Consider the following 20,922-nt stretch of genomic DNA (forward strand, 5'->3'; position numbering starts at 1 on the left):
AGTAAACGGAGTGTAACAAAAAGCTGGACACGCGTTCAACTTCCCGTAGGATCGCCGTTCTGGACATCTGTCCAGGAATGAAAAACGATGGAGAGAAGTATGTTTCGTCAGTGGTTAACGCTGGTCATCATTGTGCTGGTTTATATTCCGGTCGCTATCGATGCGACGGTGCTGCATGTCGCCGCGCCCACACTGAGCGCGGTGTTAAATGCCAGCGGAAATGAGCTGTTATGGATAATTGATATCTACTCGCTGGTGATGGCCGGAATGGTGCTGCCGATGGGCGCGCTGGGCGACAAAATCGGTTTTAAGCGGTTGCTGCTTGTCGGCAGCGGCCTGTTTGGCGCGGCCTCGTTACTGGCGGCGTTTGCTTCGAGCGCCAGTTGGCTTATCGCCACGCGCGCACTGCTGGCGGTGGGCGCGGCGATGATCGTGCCGGCAACGCTTGCCGGGATCCGTAATACCTTCTCGCAGGCGCAGCAGCGTAATACGGCACTCGGTGTCTGGGCGGCGATTGGTTCCGGCGGGGCGGCATTCGGCCCATTAATTGGCGGTATGTTGCTGGAACATTTCTACTGGGGTTCCGTGTTCCTGATTAACGTGCCGATTGTCATTGCCGTGATGGCGCTGACCGCGCGTTTCGTACCGCGTCAGCAAGGCCGCGCCGATCAGCCGTTACACCTGAACCAGGCGTTGAGTTTAATCGTCGCCATTTTGCTGCTGGTGTGGAGTGCAAAAACGGCAATGAAGGGCACACTGCCGCTGTGGATCGTGGCGAGTGCGTTACTGGTTGGCGCCATCTTGCTGACCGGGTTTGTCCGCATTCAGCTGGCTGCCACCACGCCGATGATCGATATGCGTCTGTTTACGCATCGCGTGATTTTAAGCGGGGTATTAATGGCGATAACGGCGATGGTCACGCTGGTTGGTTTTGAACTGCTGATGGCGCAGGAGCTGCAATTTGTCCACGGTTTCACGCCCTTTGCCGCCGGGGTGTTTATGCTGCCGGTGATGCTGGCGAGCGGGTTTAGCGGGCCGATTGCCGGGGTTCTGGTATCAAAACTGGGGTTGCGCCGCGTCGCCGCAGGCGGGATGGCGCTCAGCGCGGTAAGTTTTCTGGGGCTTTCCGTGACCAACTTCGCCACGCAGCCGTGGCAGGCCGGAATATTAATGGCGCTGCTGGGCTTCAGTGCGGCGAGCGCGTTACTGGCTTCAACGGCGGCGATCATGGCTGCTGCGCCAAAAGAGAAAGCCGCCGCCGCCGGGGCGATAGAAGCGATGTCTTACGAACTGGGCGCCGGTCTGGGCATTGCCGTGTTTGGGCTGATTTTAAGCCGCAGTTTCTCCGCCTCGATCCAGCTTCCGCAGGGGCTAAGCCGTGAGGCTGCCGCGCAGGCGTCATCCTCCATTGGCGAAGCATTTCGCCTGGCGCAGGAGGCACCGCCCGCACTTGCAGAAGGGATCATCGCGGCGGCGAAAACGGCGTTTACCGGTTCGCACAGCGTGGCACTGAGCACCGCCGGCGCATTGTTAATGATGCTGGCGGTGGGGATCTGGTTTAGCCTGGCGCGAGTGGAAAAAGCGTAGCGTACCGCCGGATCACGCGCGCTGGCGGGTTGACCACCAGCAGAGCAGCGATCCGGCGCACACCATCAGCGCGCCCTGCCAGAAGGAAAAAGAGAGCGGGGCGCTTAACACCAGCGCCGCCAGCGCGGAAGAGAGCACCGGCGTGAAATAGGACGCCGCCGCCAGCACCGTGACGTTACCGTGCAAAATACCAATATTCCACGACGCATAACCAAAACCGAGCGCAATGCCGGTCATCAATAATTTCACCACCACCGGCAGCGTAAAGACCATTTCCGGTTGCGGGGTGAGCGCGAATTTCACCCACAGCGTTGCGGCTGTCAGCAAGACAAATAGCGTAATGCCGTTTGCGCCGTTGGCATATTTGGTCGTGACGGTGCAGTAAATCGCCCAAATAAACGCCCCGGCAAACGCCAGCGCATAACTTAGCGGGCTGGAGATAATATTGTGCTGGATTTCAGTGATATTAAGACCGCTCTCGCCGCCGAGCACCCAGCTCACACCCAATATCGCCAGCAATAAACCGGGAATAACCAATAAGCTGGCTTTTTGACCGTTGAATAATATTGCGCAAAGAATCGTCAGACTCGGCCATAAATAGTTGACCATGCCCACTTCGATCGCTTGTTGTCGCGTCGCGGCAAAGCCCAGCGAGAGCGCCAGACACAGTTCATAACTGACAAACAGCACGCTGCCAGCAATCAGGTAACGTACTGAAAAACTCCGTAAATCCGGAATGCCGACGATGACCGCCAGCAGCAACCCGCTAAGCGTATAGATCATTGCCGCGCCGCCAACCGGGCCAAGACCTTCACTGACGGCGCGGATAAAACCGACCATCGTGCTCCAGAGTAATACCGCCAGTAAACCAATTAACGTTGCGCGTTTTTTATTCATTACTGCCATTAACCGCCGGAAAGAAACGCACATTTTATAACACGGCTGAATGATTAAGCGAAATTCACCGGGCCACACCTACTCCTTTTGAGTGATAAAAATTCGACGCGCGAAACTATTAGGTATCAAGCCCCCGTCGTTATTGATTTATCGCAATTAATTCACCCTGTGAAATGTTTAGTTTTCCGGCCGCAGTTAACGACAATAATTGAGGAAAGCAATGGACGTCAGCCGCAGACAATTTTTTAAAATCTGCGCGGGCGGCATGGCAGGAACAACAGCGGCCGCATTGGGATTTGCCCCCAAAATGGCGCTGGCGCAGGCGCGAAATTATAAATTACTGCGCGCCAAAGAGACGCGAAATTCCTGTACATACTGTTCCGTGGGTTGCGGGTTATTAATGTATAGCCTGGGCGATGGCGCGAAAAACGCGAAAGAGGCCATCTATCATATCGAAGGCGATCCGGATCATCCGGTCAGCCGCGGCGCGCTGTGCCCGAAAGGGGCCGGTCTACTGGATTACGTACACAGTGAAAACCGCCTGCGCTACCCGGAGTATCGCGCGCCAGGCGCTGACAAATGGCAGCGCATCAGTTGGGATGAAGCCTTTAGCCGCATCGCTCGCCTGATGAAAAATGACCGTGATGCCAACTTCGTCGAAAACAACGCCGCAGGCGTAAAAGTCAACCGCTGGCTCTCAACCGGTATGTTGTGCGCCTCGGCGGCGAGTAATGAAACCGGCATGCTGACGCAAAAATTCGTGCGATCGCTTGGCATGCTGGCGGTGGATAACCAGGCACGCGTCTGACACGGACCAACGGTAGCAAGTCTTGCTCCAACATTTGGTCGCGGTGCGATGACCAACCACTGGGTTGATATCAAAAACGCCAACGTGGTGATGGTGATGGGCGGTAACGCCGCTGAAGCCCACCCGGTCGGTTTCCGCTGGGCGATGGAAGCCAAAAACAACAATGATGCCACGCTGATTGTGGTCGATCCGCGCTTTACGCGCACGGCTTCAGTTGCCGATATTTATGCGCCAATACGTTCCGGGACGGATATCACTTTCCTCTCCGGCGTGCTGCGCTACCTGATTGAAAACCACAAGATCAACGCCGAATACGTCAAACACTACACCAACGCCGCGTTGCTGGTGCGGGATGATTTTGCCTTCGAAGATGGCTTGTTCAGCGGCTACGACGCGCAAAAACGCCAGTACGACAAAACGTCGTGGAACTATCAGTTTGATGAAAACGGCTACGCCAGACGCGATGACACGCTGAGCGATCCGCGCTGCGTCTGGAACTTGCTGAAACAGCACGTGGCCCGCTATACACCGGAAACGGTGGAAAATATCTGCGGCACGCCAAAAGCGGACTTCCTGAAAGTGTGCGAGGTGCTGGCCTCGACCAGCGCGGCAGACAGAACCACCACCTTCCTGTACGCACTGGGCTGGACGCAACACACCGTCGGCGCACAGAACATCCGCACCATGGCGATGATCCAGTTGCTGCTTGGCAACATGGGGATGGCCGGTGGCGGGGTAAACGCCCTGCGCGGGCACTCCAACATTCAGGGGCTGACGGATCTGGGGCTGCTCTCGACCAGCCTGCCGGGTTACCTGACGCTGCCATCGGAGAAACAGACCGATTTGCAACAGTACCTAGCGGCGAATACGCCAAAAGCGCTGTTGCCGGACCAGGTTAACTACTGGAGCAACTATCCCAAATTCTTTGTCAGCCTGATGAAGTCGTTCTACGGCGACGCGGCGCAGAAAGAGAATAACTGGGGCTTTGACTGGCTGCCGAAATGGGACCAGGCCTGGGATGTGATCAAGTACTTCGACAAGATGTCGAAAGGGGAAGTCAACGGCTATATCTGCCAGGGCTTTAACCCGGTGGCGTCGTTCCCGGACAAAAACAAAGTTGTCAGTGCGCTGAGCAAGCTGAAGTACATGGTGGTTATCGATCCGCTGGTGACGGAAACCTCCACCTTCTGGCAGAACCACGGCGAAATGAACGATGTCGATCCATCGGCTATCGCCACCGAAGTGTTTCGTCTGCCGTCGACCTGTTTTGCCGAGGAAGATGGTTCGATTGCCAACTCCGGTCGCTGGTTGCAGTGGCACTGGAAAGGCCAGGACGCGCCGGGCGAAGCGCTGAACGATGGCGAAATCCTCGCCGGGATTTACCACCGCTTGCGCGAGATGTACCGCACTGAAGGCGGCAAAGGCGCGGAGCCGCTGCTGAAGATGTCCTGGAACTACCGCCAGCCGCACAACCCGCACTCGGAAGAAGTAGCAAAAGAGAACAACGGCTACGCGCTGGCGGATCTCTATGACGCCAATGGGCAATTGCTGGCGAAAAAAGGCCAACTGCTCAATAGCTTTGCGCTGCTGCGTGATGACGGCACCACTGCCTCATCTTGCTGGATCTACAGCGGTAGCTGGACGGAGCAGGGCAACCAGATGGCGAATCGCGATAATGCCGATCCTTCCGGGCTGGGCAATACGCTCGGATGGGCATGGGCGTGGCCGCTCAACCGCCGGGTGCTCTACAACCGCGCGTCGGCGGATGTGCAGGGCAAACCGTGGGATGCGAAACGGATGCTTATCCAGTGGAACGGGGCGAAGTGGGTCGGCAACGACATTGCGGATTTCAACACCGCGCCGCCGGGCAGCAATACCGGGCCGTTCATCATGCAGCAGGAAGGGCTGGGGCGGTTGTTCGCCCTCGACAAGCTGGCGGAAGGGCCATTCCCGGAACACTACGAGCCAATGGAAACCCCGCTTGGCACCAACCCGCTGCACCCGAACGTCATCTCCAGCCCGGTCGTACGTCTGTTTGCAGATGATGCCAAACGGATGGGTAAAAAAGATCAGTTCCCGTATGTCGGCACAACGTACCGCCTGACGGAGCATTTCCACACCTGGACCAAGCATGCGCGCCTCAACGCCATCGCCCAGCCGCAGCAGTTTGTCGAAATCAGCGAAACGCTGGCGGCGGCAAAAGGCATTGCCAATGGTGACAGTGTCACGGTGAGCAGCAAGCGCGGCTTTATTCGCGCGGTCGCGGTGGTGACGCGTCGTCTGCGTACCTTGCAGGTACACGGTCAGCCTGTGGAAACCATCGGTATTCCGCTGCACTGGGGCTTTGTAGGGGTGGCGCAGAAAGGCTATATCGCCAATACACTGACGCCGAACGTTGGCGATGCGAACTCGCAAACGCCGGAATACAAAGCGTTTTTGGTCAATATCGAGAAGGCGTAAAGGAGCGAAATAATGGCTATGGAAACGCAGGATATTCTAAAACGCTCCGCCACCAACCCGGTCACGCCGCCCCCGCGGGCGCGTGATTACAAAGCGGAAGTCGCCAAACTTATCGACGTTTCCACCTGTGTAGGCTGCAAAGCCTGCCAGGTGGCCTGTTCGGAGTGGAACGATATCCGTGATGAGGTCGGGCATTGCGTCGGGGTTTACGATAACCCGGCCGATCTGAGCGCCAAATCCTGGACGGTGATGCGCTTTAGCGAAACTGAGCAGAACGGCAAACTGGAGTGGCTGATCCGCAAAGATGGCTGTATGCACTGTGCGGAACCCGGCTGCCTGAAGGCCTGCCCGTCAGCGGGGGCGATTATTCAGTACGCCAACGGCATTGTCGATTTTCAGCAAGAGAACTGCATTGGCTGCGGCTACTGCATCGCTGGCTGTCCGTTTAACGTGCCGCGCCTCAACAAAGAGGATAACCGGGTCTACAAATGCACGCTCTGCGTCGATCGCGTCAGCGTCGGCCAGGAACCGGCCTGTGTGAAAACCTGCCCGACCGGGGCGATCCATTTCGGCACCAAAGCCGAAATGCTCGAACTGGCGGAGCAGCGCGTGGCGAAGCTGAAAGCACGCGGTTATGCCAGTGCGGGCATTTACAACCCGCAGGGCGTGGGGGGTACACATGTGATGTATGTGCTGCACCATGCCGACCAGCCAGGCCTGTATCACAACTTGCCGAAAGATCCGCAGATCGATACCTCGGTCAATCTGTGGAAAGGGGTACTGAAACCGTTGTCGGCGGCGGGATTCCTCGCCACCTTCGCCGGGCTGATTTACCACTACATCGGCATCGGGCCGAACAAAGAAGTGGACGACGATGAAGAGGAGCATCATGAGTAAGTCAAAAATGATTGTGCGCACGAAATTTATCGACCGCGCCTGTCACTGGACGGTGGTGATCTGCTTTTTCCTGGTCGCGCTCTCTGGCATTTCGTTTTTCTTCCCGACGCTGCAATGGCTGACGGAAACCTTCGGCACGCCGCAGATGGGGCGCATTTTGCACCCGTTCTTTGGCGTGGTTGTCTTCCTGGCGCTGATGGTGATGTTTGTGCGTTTTGTGCATCACAACATCCCGGATAAGCAGGATCTGCCGTGGCTGAAAAACATTGTCGAAGTGCTGAAAGGCAATGAGCACAAGGTGGCGAAAGTCGGGAAATACAATGCCGGACAAAAGATGATGTTCTGGTCAATCATGAGCATGATTTTTGTGTTGCTGGTGACCGGCGTGATTATCTGGCGTCCCTATTTTGCGCACTACTTCCCGATTCAGGTGATCCGCTACAGCCTGCTGCTGCACGCCACCTCGGCGATCATTTTGCTGCACGCGATCCTAATCCATATGTATATGGCGTTCTGGGTAAAAGGCTCTATCAAAGGCATGATTGAAGGGAAAGTGAGCCGCCGCTGGGCGCAGAAGCACCACCCGCGCTGGTATCGCGAGGTGGAGCGTCTGGAAGCGAAAAAAGAGAGCACCGAGGGCATTAAATAACCCCTGGCCGCTCCGGATAACCGTTCGGAGCGGTCTTTTTTTCCTCACGCCCGCGTTTCCCGTTTATTCATCCCGCGTTCCCGTTTATTCATAAACCTGCCCGAATCCATGGACTTATATGCCAGCCGGGGCATTTCAACTGGTCTGCCTGGAATGAATAGTCAATAATGCCTGTCGCAAACTTTTAACAAGTGGTTAGTGGTATGAAAAAAACCGTTTTTTCGTTGGCACTTGCGACCTTTGGTCTGGGCATGGCGGAGTTCGGCATTATGGGCGTGTTGACCGAACTCGCGAACAATGTCGGCATTTCGATTCCTTCGGCGGGGCATATGATCTCTGCTTACGCCTTTGGCGTGGTGATTGGCGCGCCGATTATGGCGCTGGTTTCCAATCGATTCTCCCTTAAAAACACGCTGCTGTTCCTGGTGGCGCTGTGCCTCGTGGGTAACGCCATTTTTACCGTCTCCAGTTCCTACACCATGCTGATTATCGCGCGCCTGATTTCCGGTTTCCCGCACGGGGCGATTTTTGGCGTCGGGGCGATAATCCTCTCTAAAATCGCACCACCGGGAAAAGTGACGATGGCGGTGGCCGGGATGATCGCCGGGATGACCGTCGCTAATCTGGTTGGTATTCCGCTCGGCACGTGGATCGGTCACGCATTCAGCTGGCGCTACACTTTCTTGCTGATCTCGGTCTTTTTCGCGCTGGTGATCGTCTCGGTGATTGTCTGGGTGCCGTCGCTGTTTGATACCAGTGAAAGCCGCCTGAGCGAACAGTTTCACTTCCTGAAAAAACCGGAGCCGTGGCTGATTTTCGCCGCCACCATGTTTGGCAACGCGGGCGTATTCGCCTGGTTTAGCTATGTGAAGCCGTTTATGGTCAATGTCTCTGGTTTCAGCGAAAGCGCGATGACACTGATCATGATGCTGATGGGGCTCGGCATGGTGCTGGGCAATATGTTCAGCGGGCGGCTTTCAGTGAAATTCAGCCCGGTGCGCATCGCGGCGGTGACGGAATTACTGATTATGCTGGCGATGCTGGCGCTGTTTGTCACCGGTGAAAGCAAAGTGGGGGCGTTGTCGCTTGGTTTTGTCTGCTGCGCCGGGCTGTTCGCGCTCTCCGCGCCGCTGCAAATCATGCTGCTGCAAAATGCGAAGGGCGGCGAAATGCTCGGCGCGGCCGGCGGGCAGATGGCGTTTAACCTGGGCAACGCGGTCGGCGCCTGGTTTGGCGGGCTGATTATCGCGTTTGGTTTTACCTACAGCTACCTGACGTTACCGGCAGCGGTACTGACGTTTGCCGCCATGACCTCGCTTCTGATCTATGGTCACAGAAAAACAAAGCATCAGCCGGAACAGGTCGTTCAGCACTAAGGCGCAACCCGGTGAACATCCGCCGGGTTAAATGCGAAAAAAGCATATCGGCGTCTTTCTCCGGGTTCATCCGGTACGCGTGAAACACTCAGCAAAGCGAACAACCGGGGCATGCCCCGGTAAACCCACCTGTTAACGCAGCCAGGGGGTTATGGTCAACCCAACCAGTACCCCTTCAGGCGCAAGCAGGCGCGTGACGCTCTGACCCCAGGGTTCCAGACGGTTGGCAACCAGCAGTTGATACCCTTTGTTGACCAGCACATCGGTGGCGATAGCCAAATCCTGCACTTCAAATTCAACCCAGCTTTGCGGAACGGGGTGGGAATCCGGCCATTTCTCTGCGCCAAAGCACGACACAGCAGCGTGATGCAGCGGCCACAGGGCGAAGTGTTTTGCGCCGTCCAGCGCATCGTGGTCGGCGACGAGGTAATCGCTCGCGCCCTCCATCGGTTTCAACGGCAGCCCAAGGGTGTGCTGGTAAAACGCCTGGCTGTCGGCAACGTTTTGCGGAACAGGGCCAAAACCGGCGATAAACAGCACGTCAATACCGGGAATTGCGGTGGTCATAAGCACCTCTGTGTCATAAAAAAAGGGGCGTTAACGCCCCCGTGATTATAGGCAATGCCTGGTGATTAATGGCGGAGATCGATCACCATACGGCCGCGAATCTGGCCTTGTTCCATCTCTTTAAAGATGGCGTTGATATCTTCCAGCGGGCGCAGCGCCACTTTCGGCACCACTTTGCCTTCGGCGGCGAACTGGAAGGCTTCGGTCAGATCCTGACGCGTACCGACCAGCGAGCCAACAACCTGAATGCCATCCAGCACCAGGCGCGGAATATCGAGGCTCATCGCTTCTGGCGGCAGACCTACGGCCACCACGCGTCCACCGGCACGCACGGCATCGACGGCGGAATTAAACGCCGCTTTCGCCACCGCAGTGACCACGGCGGCGTGGGCGCCGCCAGTTTTTTCCTGCACTACTTTCGCTGCGTCTTCGCTGCGCGAGTTGATGGTCAGATCCGCCCCCATGCTGGCTGCGAGTTTCAGTTGTTCATCATTCACGTCGATGGCGATCACTTTGGCGTTAAAGACATTCTTTGCGTATTGCAGCGCCAGATTGCCCAGCCCGCCAAGGCCGTAGATAGCAATCCACTGGCCCGGTTTGATCTGCGAGACTTTCACCGCTTTGTAGGTGGTCACACCTGCGCAGGTAATGCTGCTGGCCGCGGCAGAATCGAGCCCGTCCGGTACTTTCACCGCGTAATCGGCGACCACGATGCACGCTTCCGCCATGCCGCCATCCGCCGTGTAACCGGCGTTTACCACCTCGCGACACAAGGTTTCATTACCGCTGTTACAGTATTCGCAGTGGCCGCAGCCCTGAAAAAACCACGCCACAGACGCGCGATCGCCCACTTTCAGCGAGGTCACGCCTTCAGCCACCTGGGTGACAATGCCAATGCCTTCGTGACCGAGGATCACACCGGTTTTGTCGCCGAAATCCCCGTTTTTCACGTGCAAATCTGTATGGCAAACGCCACAGCACTCCATTTTCAGCAACGCTTCGCCATGTTTCAGCGGGCGTAAGGTTTTTTGGGTCACTTCTACCTGATGATCTTTTGTAACAACAGCAGCCTTCATGGTGTTTCTCCTGTTATGAGGCATGGAACTGAGATCCGGGTGTGGCGTCTGGCTTCATCCGTCATTTACGGCTTTAGAATTAATGGTTTAGACGTGACATTCAAGAGCAGGGCAACATGCTGTAATACTTTCTGCGCCTTTCCCCTGGTTTAGGTAGGGTAAATAATCAGTAACCGCATTGTTAATAAGGTTATGAGCTGCGAGGGATGAATGTCATGCTATTGTCATCATCTGCCGCCAAATTGTTGCTTTCTATAACAAAAGAGAGATTAACAATGCATCTGGTGAAAAAACTATTGGCCGTCAGCGTTCTCTTATCCGCCTCGGTTCAGGCACACAATATTCTTGAATTTCCGCAGCCGGAAAATAACCCGGAAGAGTTCTACGCGGTAACGGAAATCCCGGCGGGCGGCATCATTAAGTATGAAACGGACGCCAAAACCGGTTTTATCGTGGCTGACCGCTTCCAGTCTATGCCGGTGGCTTACCCGGCGAACTATGGCTCGCTGACGCAGTCGCTGGCGGGAGATGGCGATCCGCTGGATGTGATTTTCTACACTCGCGCGCCGCTGGCACCGGGAACGCTGATCAAACTGCGCCCGATTGGCGTGCTAAAAATGATTGATGGTGGCGAAACGGATGACAAAATTGTTGCCGTACCGGCCAGCAAAATCGACCCGACCTATGACGACATTAAAAACATCACCGATTTGCCTGCAATCGAGCAGCAACGGCTGGAGGCATTCTTCCGCGTTTACAAACAGTTGCCGGATGGACGTAAAAAAGTGGAGCTGAACGGTTTTAACGACGCCGCAACCGCGAAGCAGGAAATCAAACAGGCATGGGATGCCTGGAAAGCGAAAAAAACGCAGCAGTAAAACCGCCTGCACATGTTGATGGCGTTGATTGCGCTTCTGCGGGGCATACTCACTAAAAAGTCACTGTCGACTCTGCACGAAGTCAATCTCAAGACAATAAGCCCCCGCCTGTTGCTGACTTTCTTCACCGGCGGCGAGGTTAATAAATATCCTCCGGCATAGCCGGGGGTTTTTCAGATGCCCCTGTAAGGCTCTGTTACCCGCCGCGCCCACGATCTGACATTTGCATCGCACGCTGTTAATTACGGCCCGTTTAAAGACAAAAAAACAGGCGCCTTGCGGCGCCTGTTTACTGTGGTACTACAACCTCTGTTGAAGGCGTGCAATCTCCTCGCGCCACTGCGCCTGAAGCTGCGGTTTCTGGTGCTTCGCTTTACGCGCCAGGTCTTCTGCCAGTTGGGTTTCAAGCTTAATTAACCGCTCCAGAAGGGCATCAATATCCTCTGGCTCAGCGGCGGCATTAAGCGCAACCGGCGCTGCCTGCTCGTGACGGACACTTTCGCGCAGGCGTTCAAACACCGCCTCCGCATCATGCCATTCGCTCAGTTCACCGTTTTCCACCAGCCAGAAGCGATTACAGCTACTGCTGATAAGCGCTCTGTCGTGGCTGACCAGCAACACGCCGCCGCTGAACTGCTGCAGCGTTTGCGCCAACGCCTCTTTGCCTGCCATATCCAGATGGTTGGTTGGCTCATCCAGCATCAGCAGATTAAAGCGCGCCAGCGACAGGCCGACAAACAGCAGCCGTGAACGCTCGCCGCCGCTCAGTGTCGCCACGCGCTGCCCGTGACGCGCCCAGGCAAAACCGGCGCTGATGAGCGCCATTTTGCGATCCTGCGGCGTGGGGGCAAACGGCTCCAGCGCGTCAAACAGCGTGGCGTCATCCGGCAACTGGTGCAGCGTCTGGTCGTAGTAACCCGCGTTCAGACGGGGATGCAGACGCAACCCGGATACGCTTTCCTGCTGATAAGCCCGCCAGATAAGACGCAGCAGCGAGGATTTCCCGCAGCCGTTACGCCCGACAATGGCGACGCGATCGCCACTTTTCAGCCGCGCAACCGGCACCTGAAACAGCTCCGGTAACCCTGGCGCAGGCGGAACCGCCAGCTGTTCCATCTCCAGCAGACGGTCGGCCCTGAGCTCCTCGCCATGCAGCGCCAGCCGCCACTGGCTGCCCTCGGTCAGTTCGGTCTGGCTCTCTTTCAGACGCTCGACCTGGCGCTCCATCTGTTTTGCTTTGCGCGCCAGATCTTCATTGTCGTAGACGCGCCCCCAGGTGGCCAGCCGTTTGGCGCTGGCAGTAACGCGGTCGATCTCCTTTTGCTCCGCTTTGTGACGCAGGGCATCGCTCTCATCCCGCGCTTCCAGCGCCAGACGCGCCGCGCTACAGGGGAGCGCGAAGCTGTGCAGCGTGTGGTCACGCAGGATCCAACTGCCATTGGTCACCGCATCCAGTAACGCCGCGTCGTGCGACACCATTACGAAACTGCCGGACCAGCTTTGCAGAAACTGTTCCAGCCACAGCAAGGTGGGCAGATCGAGGTGGTTACCGGGCTCGTCGAGCAGCAGCAGATCCGGTTCGCGGATCAGCGCCCGCGCCAGCAGCAAGCGGGTATGTTGCCCGCCGCTCAGCGTGGCGGCCGTTAAAGCGATTTCCTGTGGACTCAGCCCCATGCTGGCTAATAATGATTCGCCGCGCCAGCGCTGACTGTCGCGCTCAAGTGCCGGAAGCTGCGCCAGCACCGCATCAAGCAGCGCCATGGATAACAGGGCATCGGGCAGATGTTGCTCAACGCGCGCCAGCAGGCACTGGTTCGCCACCGTCACATTGCCGGAAAGCGGGGAGAGTGAACCGTCCAGCACTTTTAGCAGCGTACTTTTACCGCAGCCATTGTCGCCAATAAGCCCAAGGCGATCGCCTTTTTTCAGGGTGAAGGAGAGATCGGAGAATAACGGACCAAACGCCGTTTCAACACGCAGAGATTGTGCAGATAATAATGTGCTCATTGCTTACTCAAGAGTTACAGGCACGCGTGTGCCTCGTCAAACATCGCTGACGATAACCTGGTAAGCCCAAGGGAAGGGATTGTTGTCTTCGCTCAAGCCGAAGTTATCGCAGCACGATACCGATAACGCTTGAGCTGGCGCGATCGCCAAATGCATGTGAATAGTCAAACAATTCACAATACAGCATAAGTAGCCTCCTTTTTTATATTCAGTAAGTTAATGGGTGAAAAGGAGTTTAGCGGGGAAGTGAATGTTTTACCAGCGGGAAAAAAAACCGGCGCCGCAGCGCCGGATAAGCAGGTTAGATAGACGTACGGCGGTAGCTGCGGTACTTCGGCTCCCAGAAGTTGTCGTCAATGGATTGCTTGAGCGCTTCGGCAGAGGTTTTCGCCGCCAGGCCTTGCTGTTGCGCCATTTTGCCGACGGCGAAAGCAATGGCGCGTGAGACTTGCTGAATGTCTTTCAGCTCCGGCAGCACCAGCCCTTCACCGTTGAGCAGCAGCGGGGAGTATTCCGCCAGCGTTTCGCTCGCCGCCATCAGCATGTCGTCGGTAATGCGCGACGCGCCACTGGAGATAACGCCCAGGCCAATGCCGGGGAAGATGTAGGCGTTGTTGCACTGGGCAATCGGGTAGGTTTTGTCTTTCCACTGCACCGGTGAGAACGGGCTGCCGGTCGCAACCAGCGCCATCCCATCAGTCCAGCTGATAATATCCTGCGGTGTCGCCTCAACACGGGACGTCGGGTTTGACAGCGGCATGATAATCGGTCGCGGGCAGTGTTTATGCATTTCGCGGATGATCTCTTCCGTGAACAGCCCGGTCTGGCCGGAGACGCCGATCAGAATATCCGGGCGTACGTTACGTACCACATCAAGCAGGGAGAGGGCTTCGTTCTGCGCGCCGGTGTCCCAGTTTTGCAGGTTTTCGCGTTTTTGCACCAGCTTGCTCTGGAACGGCAGCAAATTCGGCATTTCGTCTGTCAGCAGACCAAAACGGTCAACCATATAGACCTTCTGGCGGGCGTCCGCTTCGCTCAATCCTTCACGCTGGGTCTGCGCAATGATTTGTTCGGCGATACCACAGCCGGCGGAGCCCGCGCCAAGGAAGACGATTTTCTGCTGGCTGAGCTGGCTGCCCGCCGCGCGGCTCGCCGCAATCAGCGTACCAACAGTGACTGCCGCCGTGCCCTGGATGTCATCGTTAAAGCAGCAGATTTCATCGCGATAGCGGTTCAGCAGCGGCATGGCATTTTTCTGCGCGAAGTCTTCAAATTGCAGCAGCGCGTCCGGCCAGCGCTGTTTCACCGCCTGGATAAATTCATCAACAAAAGCGTAATACTCATCCCCGGTGATACGCGGGTGACGCGAACCCATATAGAGCGGATCGTTAATCAACTGCTGATTGTTGGTGCCCACATCCAGCACCACAGGCAGGGTGTAAGCCGGGCTGATACCACCGCAGGAGGTGTAAAGCGACAGTTTGCCGATCGGAATCCCCATGCCGCCAATCCCCTGGTCGCCAAGACCAAGAATGCGTTCCCCGTCGGTCACGACAATCACTTTGATGTTGTGGTTCGGCACGTTTTGCAGGATATCGTCCATGCTGGCGCGGTTCTGCCAGGAGATGAACACCCCGCGTGCGCGGCGGTAAATATCAGAAAAACGTTCACACGCCCAGCCAACAGTTGGGGTGTAGATCACCGGCATCATCTCTTCGAGATGATTTTCCACCAGCCGGTAGAAGAGGGTTTCATTGGTGTCCTGAATATTACGCAGATAGATGTGCTTATCGATGTCGGTTTTAAAGCCCTGATACTGCAACCAGGCGCGTTCGGCTTGTTCTTCAATGGTTTCAACCACTTCTGGCAGCAGGCCAAGCAGGTTGAAGTTGCTGCGCTCTTCCATGCTGAAGGCGCTGCCTTTGTTCAGCAACGGAAATTCCAGCAACACGGGTCCAGCGTAAGGGATATATAACGATCGGTTTTTATTATGCTTTGCATTCATCTTACAGCTCCTTGATCAACTTTCTCCCGTGGGGGTGAGTCACGGACCGGTACAGCGGCGGGCGCAAGTATAAAGCATCGCTTCAGCAAATACTTCCCGATCGCAGTATTCGTTGATTGAATTTTTATCATTATCAAGGAGAAGATGAGGGCAAAAGCCACCCCGAACGGGGTGGCAGGGATGGAATCATTAGCCAGCGCGGCGATGACGCCCGGAACGGTGAGCGACCACCGTCTCTTCCTGGTTGTCTTTGGTGACAACTTTGCGGGTGTTCGACACTTTGTAATCCAGTCCCATTAGATGACGTGCCTGACGGTTCGATTTCATGCTTACTCCTTAATCCAGTTCAATGTTTCAAGGACAAGCCCGGCGACTGACCGGGCGAAATTCAATCTCATCATTGCGCGGTACAAAAAACGTACCGAATGGTTATCCTCGAACATCCCGGCACAAAGTGCAATAAGAAAAGTTACCTTTAGGCTTTATCGTGATAAATAAAGCCACCACGCAGGCAGAGTTATTCCTGTTCGCACCCAGAGTTTATGAGCAAATACGACGAACACACTCAGTCGTAGTAGATAAGTCTTCTCTTATAGCGCGGCAATGCCATTATTTATTTGCGACGTACAGTTTAGCCACCTGCAAACACTGAAATTACGTTTCTCTTTTTGTGTGATGAAAGGTTAAAAAAACAGGACAATCTTCAATATTGCGATGTTCGCCACTTTTATCTTCGATATTAATATGCTTTCTTAATGCCAATGGAATAATTAAAAACATTTCCGCAATGAGAAAGAGGCAATTCCATGAACAATCGAAATGGAGTGATTTTTATTTCTTTTGATGCTGTTGCATTTTCAGGCATAACTGTTGAAGCGTTCAAAACAGCACAAGGATTGGTACACAAGGGAATTAAACCTTATCTTGATCTTGGTTACGATATCAAGATAGACAAGGGAAAGTTCAATAAACCATATGAATGGGAGAATGCTATATACAAAGGCGGCTTTACGCTTGTGCGAATTAATGATATTGCCAGCATACCGGATTACAACCCTCAATTTATTGAATATTCACATAATGTATTGATTAGCCAAAAAATATCGGTTTCATCAGCGGAACGTGAAAGAATTCTCTCTGTCATTGATAAAACGGCGTGCCAACTGGCAAAGAAAATCGTGCGCCAATGGGAGCAACTCAATATCGGCACTGTTTTTGTTGAAAACGGTACGCTTCCGGAAAATATTATTTATACGAAAGCCCTATACATTGCTATCGATACATATGGAAATCGTTATGATTTAGAGCAATTCGTCACCTGGCGCGACCATGATTTAATGTGGAACAGCGAAAAAACGGTGATGAAATATGGAACCTACCCATACCCCTATGCCATCAAACCCATAAAATCTCGTTATATCACGTACGTGACGCTCAACGAGGATTTGAAAGAGAAGCTTGAAAGATGGTGCAACTATGCCGTTGAAGTTAAAGTAAAAAAGAACGCCTACAACTTTACTGACGCGCGAAGTCATAGTGATATGCGACGCAGCCTTGGTATTGGCTGTGATGATATATTGATTGCCCGAACCACGCGCCTGATCCCACAAAAACGACTTGACCGGGATATTTACCTGGTATCACGGCTTAATCAGTTATTTCAACAACACGGTCACGATGCGCGCGTATTTCTTGTCATCGCAGGCGATCCCCATGAGGCGCCAGAGTGTTATCAGTCGCTGGTTGATTTATCCAGAAAATTACAGCTTGAACCATTCATACATTTTATTGGTTGGTTGCAACATGGTTATATGCCCCCCGGCATGAACACTTATACCATTGAAGATTTATATTACTCGTGCGATCTCGTTTCTTTCCTGACATCGTGGGATTACGACAGTTATGGCAATCCAATTGGTGAGGCGATCAGTCATCGGCGCTGTTACATTTCGACACGTTACGAATATTATGACGAAGTTTATGGACAATATGGATTCTTTGCGCCAGTTATGGATATTTCGGCTGATAAAGATGATTTACCTGACGATGAGTTTATTCTCAGTGTTTATAAACTCATCACCAACAAACCGTTAATGTCAGAAATGGCTTATCAAAACTTTCTTATTGGTAAGAAAATACTTAGCAGCAAGAGCGTTGAGTCTTAATTAATACTCAGGGAGTGGTATATATGCGTAACAATGTTTATGTTTCTATTGTTTTGCCCGTTTATAACGAGAGCGACAGAATTAATTCTGTGCTTATGTCGCTACTTAATCAAAGAACGCGTAATAACATGCTGACGCATGATAACTGGGAACTGATCGTGGTGGATAATAATTCCACCGATGATTCAGTCGCGCAAATAGAGGATTTTCATCGACTCAATCCGGCAATGGATATTCATATCATCAAGGAAACCACGCAGGGTGTCTCCTCCGCGCGAAAATGCGGAATGGACTACGCATCGCTGCGTGCAAAAGCCCGGGATAAACGCCTTGGCGTCGACCGAAAACACTATATCGTTTCGGCCGATGCGGACTGTACCGTGGACAGCTGGTGGCTGCACACGCTAATTGAAAAAATGGTCGAGGAAGCAGGGGATTTAGGCACCTGTAATTACTACTACAACGAAAACGACTTCCGGCTGCGCCCGAACCTGTTTGCGGAGATCCAGAAAACGCTGCGCTGCCGCGATGTCTCATTTTCGCTGTTTGGTGGCTTCCCGGATGGCAAGGGTTTTGCCGTGGAACGCACGATGTACGATAAGGTTGGCGGCATTGAAATCTTTTACCAGCTCAGTAACGGCCGGTTTGTCGAGCATCTTTCCGATGACTGGGATTTCGGTATTCGCGTGATCGCCGCTGGCGGGAAACCTGTCTACGCGCGCGATTCTCACGTTGAAATCAACAGCCGCCGCGTAGACACCATTCTGCAGGAAGTGATAACCGGTGTCGCTTATGGGCACGATGGCATCATCATCATGAAAGATGTCCGCCCGGAAGGGGGACAGCAAACCACACTTCGCGACACGACACCGGCGCAATCATTGCAGGCCTGGCACTACTCCATCAAAGATTACGTGCCGAAAAACATTGTGCTGCCGGTGCTGCTCAACCCGCATCTGCTGTTGGACAGCGACGCTGTGCGAGACTTCTTCGGTCCGGTGGTGGCCGATCGCCTGTTCCGGCGCATTGAGGCCATTAAACACGAAACGCGGATTATCGATTTCACCCCCATCCACGCCTATAAAACGCCCGCTTACCGGCTCTATTTCGAGTTTCGCGACGAGATTTTCAGCGCCATGCGCCGCGCAATGGGCGAAGACATTGGTTTTCCACCGCCGCTGCCAGCCTGTTTTGACGAAGTTAAAGAGAGCGATTTCCAGCGTTTCGTCTGGTATTTCTGTGAGGATCGCGAATCCGGCATGGCGCATAACTACTTTGCCAACGGAGGCGTATTCTGATGGACAGTGCACTTCTGGATTCGTTAAACGATCTCGACCCTGACTACCCGGTGCCTCGCGTGTACGATTTCCTGGCGGCGCCAGAAAACCGCACTTTACTGGAGTATGTCTACCGGGACCCTTTTGGCTGCCACGTGTTTCCGGGCGACATCACGGCGTATTCGCAGGATGCCTTTTTCCGCGACATGGAACACGACATCAAGCAGGCGGCACAGATCCATCTCTGGGCATCGATTCCAACGTGCCGCTACCGCTGCCATTTCTGCCAGTTCCCGACCATTATCATTAACCCGCAGAGCGCGCCCTCGCGCGCCGTTTTTCAGCGGATCGTGGATCAGAACATTCAGGAAGCAACGTTGTGGCTGCAAAATGTGCCCGCGCTTGCCGACGCTGAAGTGGGCGAATTTAACGTTTTCGGCGGCACGCCGTCGTTGCTGCCGGAAGCGGAACTTCGGCGTCTGATTGCGTTTTACCGGCAACACTTCAATTTTTCTGCCGCCACGCTGCGCTTTGAAGGGGAACCGGCAACGCTGACAAAAGCCTATCTGCAGCTGCTCAAAACACTCGGTTTCAGCAAAATCAGTTTTGGTGTCCAGTCGTTCAATAACCAGCTTATCGAGGCCTGCGGGCGTAAACACAGCGCGGAAACCTGCGAACAGACGATTGCGAACGCGCGCGACGTTGGTTTCGACTGGATAAGTGTGGATCTGATCTACGGCCTGCCCGGGCAACGCGTCGATGACGTGAAATATGATATGGAGAAATGCCGCGAACTGGCGCTTTCCCATGTCGTCTGCACAAAGTTGCATCTGGCGGAATTTATGAAGCAGCGCACTGGTGTATCGGGGCAGCGCCAGAGCTTATGGCAGAAAAAAGGGGCGACCCGCGTTTTTCCGGGGCTGGGTAAGCAGTATCAGATGCGTGAGCTGATCGAACACTACTTCGCCGACGATTACATTGAACATCCCACCATGTATTTCCATCGGCGCACTCAGCCAGCGGAGAAGTGGAAAGGACTGATCACCGATCTTGATAAACAGTATCCGGAAGTGGCGATTGGCCTTGGCGGCAGTTCGAAATGCACGCAGTCGGAGGCTATCAACATCACCGATTACAAATGTTACTCCCAGGCGCTGGAAGAAGGGCGCTTACCCATTGAGTCGCAGCGGGGTTTTTCACCGCTCAAGCGCGAAGTGAATGCCTTCAAAATGGCGCTCTCTACCCTGCGTCCGGTCAGCGATCGCGAATTCCGCCAGCGCTTCGATGGTCGCAGTTTTTTCAATAACCCGGTTATTCAGCGCGCGTTAACGAGGTTAACGCAAAAAGCACTCATCACCGTGACTGGCGATAACGTCACGCTCACGCCAAATGGCGTCACGCTGGTGGAAGCGATCATTAATACCCAGTTCAACGTGGAGGTCGGGCATGAAACAGACTGAGGCATCAACACCGGTTTTTAGCCTTTATTACATCGCCATTGACACCGAAGCCGGGGTCACTAATGAGCAATTTGAGCAGTTTGTTCGCGAGAAAGGGTGCCAGATCCCCTGTTACCCCGGCTGGCGCTGGACGCTACTGCGCGGTCTGCGGGGAGAGCGCGCCGGGCAATTTCTGATGCTGTATGAGATCGAAAACGCCGGCATACGCGATCGTTACCAGCGCGCGGACGGCAATCTCACCGCGCTGGCGCGTCAGTTCTGGCGCGATCGCCCGCATGCGCAGCAATTACTGCGCGAATGGCAGCAACTGGGAACATTCAGCGCACTACCGACGATCTACACCGATTATCGGTTGCTGGCGGAGAACAAAAAAAGCACCGTGCAGGATGGCCCTCGCTATCGCGAACGGCCGGGAGAGGAACCTGAAGCCCGGGTCATAGGCATTCATAACCTGGCGCTGCGCCCGGATGTCAAGGCCGCGACCTTCGAGACTTTTATCGCTGAAAATTACCAACGCATTGAAGATTACCCGGACTGGAAATTCCGCTTGCTGAAAGGTGAGCGCGGCAACCGGCTGGATCAATATGTGGTGATGATGGAGATAGCGAGCCTTGCGGCACTCGATGTTTTCTATCCTGAACCGGATATCGCCACCGATCAGGCCGCGATTTTCGCCAGCGCGCATCGGGACACCAAACAGATGTATGAGGAGTGGAAACAGCTCGCGTCTTTCTCAGGTTCACCGCAAATCTACACCGATTATCTGGCCGTGGCTGAAAGCCAGTGCTGCGGAGATGACAAAGGAGTGTAGCC

The 20,922-nt window shown here is 54.6% G+C and carries 16 protein-coding genes; 10 read left to right on the forward strand and 6 right to left on the reverse strand.

What is annotated here, in order from left to right; genetic code table 11:
- Positions 1-99 precede the first annotated feature (99 nt).
- Entirely contained in the window at positions 100-1,587 is a 1,488-nt protein-coding gene (locus BN2591_RS03250) for a SmvA family efflux MFS transporter (protein WP_086868976.1), read from the forward strand.
- 12 nt (positions 1,588-1,599) lie between these two features.
- Here BN2591_RS03250 and yddG read toward each other — a convergent pair whose 3' ends face one another.
- A complete protein-coding gene (gene yddG, locus BN2591_RS03255) occupies positions 1,600-2,484 on the reverse strand; it encodes an aromatic amino acid DMT transporter YddG (RefSeq protein ID WP_086869928.1) in 885 nt (294 codons plus the stop codon).
- Positions 2,485-2,704: 220 nt separating this feature from the next.
- Between yddG and fdnG the strand changes: the two genes are divergently transcribed.
- From fdnG to araJ, 4 genes are all read left to right on the forward strand, one after another.
- Positions 2,705-5,752, forward strand: coding sequence for a formate dehydrogenase-N subunit alpha (gene fdnG / locus BN2591_RS03265; protein ID WP_143468234.1), 3,048 nt, complete (start codon positions 2,705-2,707; stop codon positions 5,750-5,752).
- 12 nt (positions 5,753-5,764) lie between these two features.
- Complete coding sequence (fdxH, locus tag BN2591_RS03270) at positions 5,765-6,649, forward strand: formate dehydrogenase subunit beta (RefSeq protein ID WP_086868982.1); 885 nt, start codon at positions 5,765-5,767, stop codon at positions 6,647-6,649.
- On the forward strand, positions 6,642-7,298 hold the full coding sequence (gene fdnI / locus BN2591_RS03275) for a formate dehydrogenase-N subunit gamma (protein ID WP_086868983.1): 657 nt from the start codon (positions 6,642-6,644) through the stop codon (positions 7,296-7,298). Before fdxH ends, fdnI begins: the two co-directional genes overlap by 8 nt.
- 203 nt (positions 7,299-7,501) lie before the next feature.
- Positions 7,502-8,674 carry an MFS transporter AraJ gene (gene araJ, locus BN2591_RS03280; protein ID WP_086868985.1) on the forward strand — a complete coding sequence of 391 codons (1,173 nt, stop codon included), beginning with the start codon at positions 7,502-7,504 and terminating at the stop codon, positions 8,672-8,674.
- A gap of 132 nt (positions 8,675-8,806) precedes the next feature.
- Here the strand turns inward: araJ and BN2591_RS03285 are convergent, their stop codons facing one another.
- Together BN2591_RS03285 and adhP are read right to left on the reverse strand one after the other, a co-directional pair.
- On the reverse strand, positions 8,807-9,241 hold the full coding sequence (locus tag BN2591_RS03285; RefSeq protein WP_086868986.1) for a VOC family protein: 435 nt from the start codon (positions 9,239-9,241) through the stop codon (positions 8,807-8,809).
- A gap of 65 nt (positions 9,242-9,306) precedes the next feature.
- Entirely contained in the window at positions 9,307-10,317 is a 1,011-nt protein-coding gene (gene adhP / locus BN2591_RS03290; RefSeq protein ID WP_086868988.1) for an alcohol dehydrogenase AdhP, read from the reverse strand.
- A 275-nt stretch (positions 10,318-10,592) separates the two neighbouring features.
- On the opposite strand from adhP, the gene BN2591_RS03295 reads away from it, so the two are divergent.
- Positions 10,593-11,195, forward strand: a complete 603-nt coding sequence (locus BN2591_RS03295) for an inorganic diphosphatase (protein ID WP_086868989.1) — start codon at positions 10,593-10,595, stop codon at positions 11,193-11,195.
- 300 nt (positions 11,196-11,495) lie between these two features.
- On the opposite strand, the gene BN2591_RS03300 is transcribed toward BN2591_RS03295, so the two are convergent.
- The 3 genes from BN2591_RS03300 to sra form a co-directional block, all read right to left on the reverse strand.
- A complete protein-coding gene (locus tag BN2591_RS03300) occupies positions 11,496-13,202 on the reverse strand; it encodes an ABC-F family ATP-binding cassette domain-containing protein (RefSeq protein WP_086868991.1) in 1,707 nt (568 codons plus the stop codon).
- A gap of 301 nt (positions 13,203-13,503) precedes the next feature.
- Positions 13,504-15,207 (reverse strand): NAD-dependent malic enzyme, encoded by a 1,704-nt coding sequence (locus BN2591_RS03305; protein WP_086868993.1) that lies wholly within the window; start codon positions 15,205-15,207, stop codon positions 13,504-13,506.
- A 189-nt stretch (positions 15,208-15,396) separates the two neighbouring features.
- Positions 15,397-15,534 (reverse strand): stationary-phase-induced ribosome-associated protein, encoded by a 138-nt coding sequence (gene sra, locus BN2591_RS03310; RefSeq protein WP_086868995.1) that lies wholly within the window; start codon positions 15,532-15,534, stop codon positions 15,397-15,399.
- Between the two features lie 479 nt (positions 15,535-16,013).
- Between sra and BN2591_RS03315 the strand changes: the two genes are divergently transcribed.
- From BN2591_RS03315 to BN2591_RS03330, 4 genes are read left to right on the forward strand one after another with little or no spacing between them, the layout of a single operon-like run.
- Positions 16,014-17,372, forward strand: a complete 1,359-nt coding sequence (locus BN2591_RS03315; RefSeq protein ID WP_086868998.1) for a glycosyltransferase family protein — start codon at positions 16,014-16,016, stop codon at positions 17,370-17,372.
- Between the two features lie 23 nt (positions 17,373-17,395).
- On the forward strand, positions 17,396-18,670 hold the full coding sequence (locus BN2591_RS03320) for a glycosyltransferase family 2 protein (protein WP_086869000.1): 1,275 nt from the start codon (positions 17,396-17,398) through the stop codon (positions 18,668-18,670).
- Positions 18,670-20,109 (forward strand): radical SAM protein, encoded by a 1,440-nt coding sequence (locus BN2591_RS03325; protein ID WP_086869002.1) that lies wholly within the window; start codon positions 18,670-18,672, stop codon positions 20,107-20,109. Before BN2591_RS03320 ends, BN2591_RS03325 begins: the two co-directional genes overlap by 1 nt.
- Positions 20,096-20,920, forward strand: coding sequence for a hypothetical protein (locus BN2591_RS03330; RefSeq protein ID WP_086869004.1), 825 nt, complete (start codon positions 20,096-20,098; stop codon positions 20,918-20,920). The genes BN2591_RS03325 and BN2591_RS03330 overlap by 14 nt, the downstream gene beginning before the upstream one ends.
- The last annotated feature ends 2 nt before the right edge of the window (positions 20,921-20,922 follow it).

The organism is Kosakonia pseudosacchari (assembly GCF_900184035.1).
Lineage (GTDB): Bacteria > Pseudomonadota > Gammaproteobacteria > Enterobacterales > Enterobacteriaceae > Kosakonia > Kosakonia pseudosacchari.

Coding starts and splice junctions, on each gene's coding strand:
- BN2591_RS03300 (WP_086868991.1), bottom strand. CDS start 13,202: ATGAGCACATTATTATCTGCACAATCTCTGCGTGTTGAAACGGCGTTT.
- araJ (WP_086868985.1), top strand. CDS start 7,502: ATGAAAAAAACCGTTTTTTCGTTGGCACTTGCGACCTTTGGTCTGGGC.
- BN2591_RS03320 (WP_086869000.1), top strand. CDS start 17,396: ATGCGTAACAATGTTTATGTTTCTATTGTTTTGCCCGTTTATAACGAG.
- adhP (WP_086868988.1), bottom strand. CDS start 10,317: ATGAAGGCTGCTGTTGTTACAAAAGATCATCAGGTAGAAGTGACCCAA.
- fdxH (WP_086868982.1), top strand. CDS start 5,765: ATGGCTATGGAAACGCAGGATATTCTAAAACGCTCCGCCACCAACCCG.
- fdnI (WP_086868983.1), top strand. CDS start 6,642: ATGAGTAAGTCAAAAATGATTGTGCGCACGAAATTTATCGACCGCGCC.
- BN2591_RS03250 (WP_086868976.1), top strand. CDS start 100: ATGTTTCGTCAGTGGTTAACGCTGGTCATCATTGTGCTGGTTTATATT.
- BN2591_RS03285 (WP_086868986.1), bottom strand. CDS start 9,241: ATGACCACCGCAATTCCCGGTATTGACGTGCTGTTTATCGCCGGTTTT.
- BN2591_RS03305 (WP_086868993.1), bottom strand. CDS start 15,207: ATGAATGCAAAGCATAATAAAAACCGATCGTTATATATCCCTTACGCT.
- BN2591_RS03295 (WP_086868989.1), top strand. CDS start 10,593: ATGCATCTGGTGAAAAAACTATTGGCCGTCAGCGTTCTCTTATCCGCC.
- BN2591_RS03325 (WP_086869002.1), top strand. CDS start 18,670: ATGGACAGTGCACTTCTGGATTCGTTAAACGATCTCGACCCTGACTAC.
- yddG (WP_086869928.1), bottom strand. CDS start 2,484: ATGAATAAAAAACGCGCAACGTTAATTGGTTTACTGGCGGTATTACTC.
- sra (WP_086868995.1), bottom strand. CDS start 15,534: ATGAAATCGAACCGTCAGGCACGTCATCTAATGGGACTGGATTACAAA.
- BN2591_RS03315 (WP_086868998.1), top strand. CDS start 16,014: ATGAACAATCGAAATGGAGTGATTTTTATTTCTTTTGATGCTGTTGCA.
- BN2591_RS03330 (WP_086869004.1), top strand. CDS start 20,096: ATGAAACAGACTGAGGCATCAACACCGGTTTTTAGCCTTTATTACATC.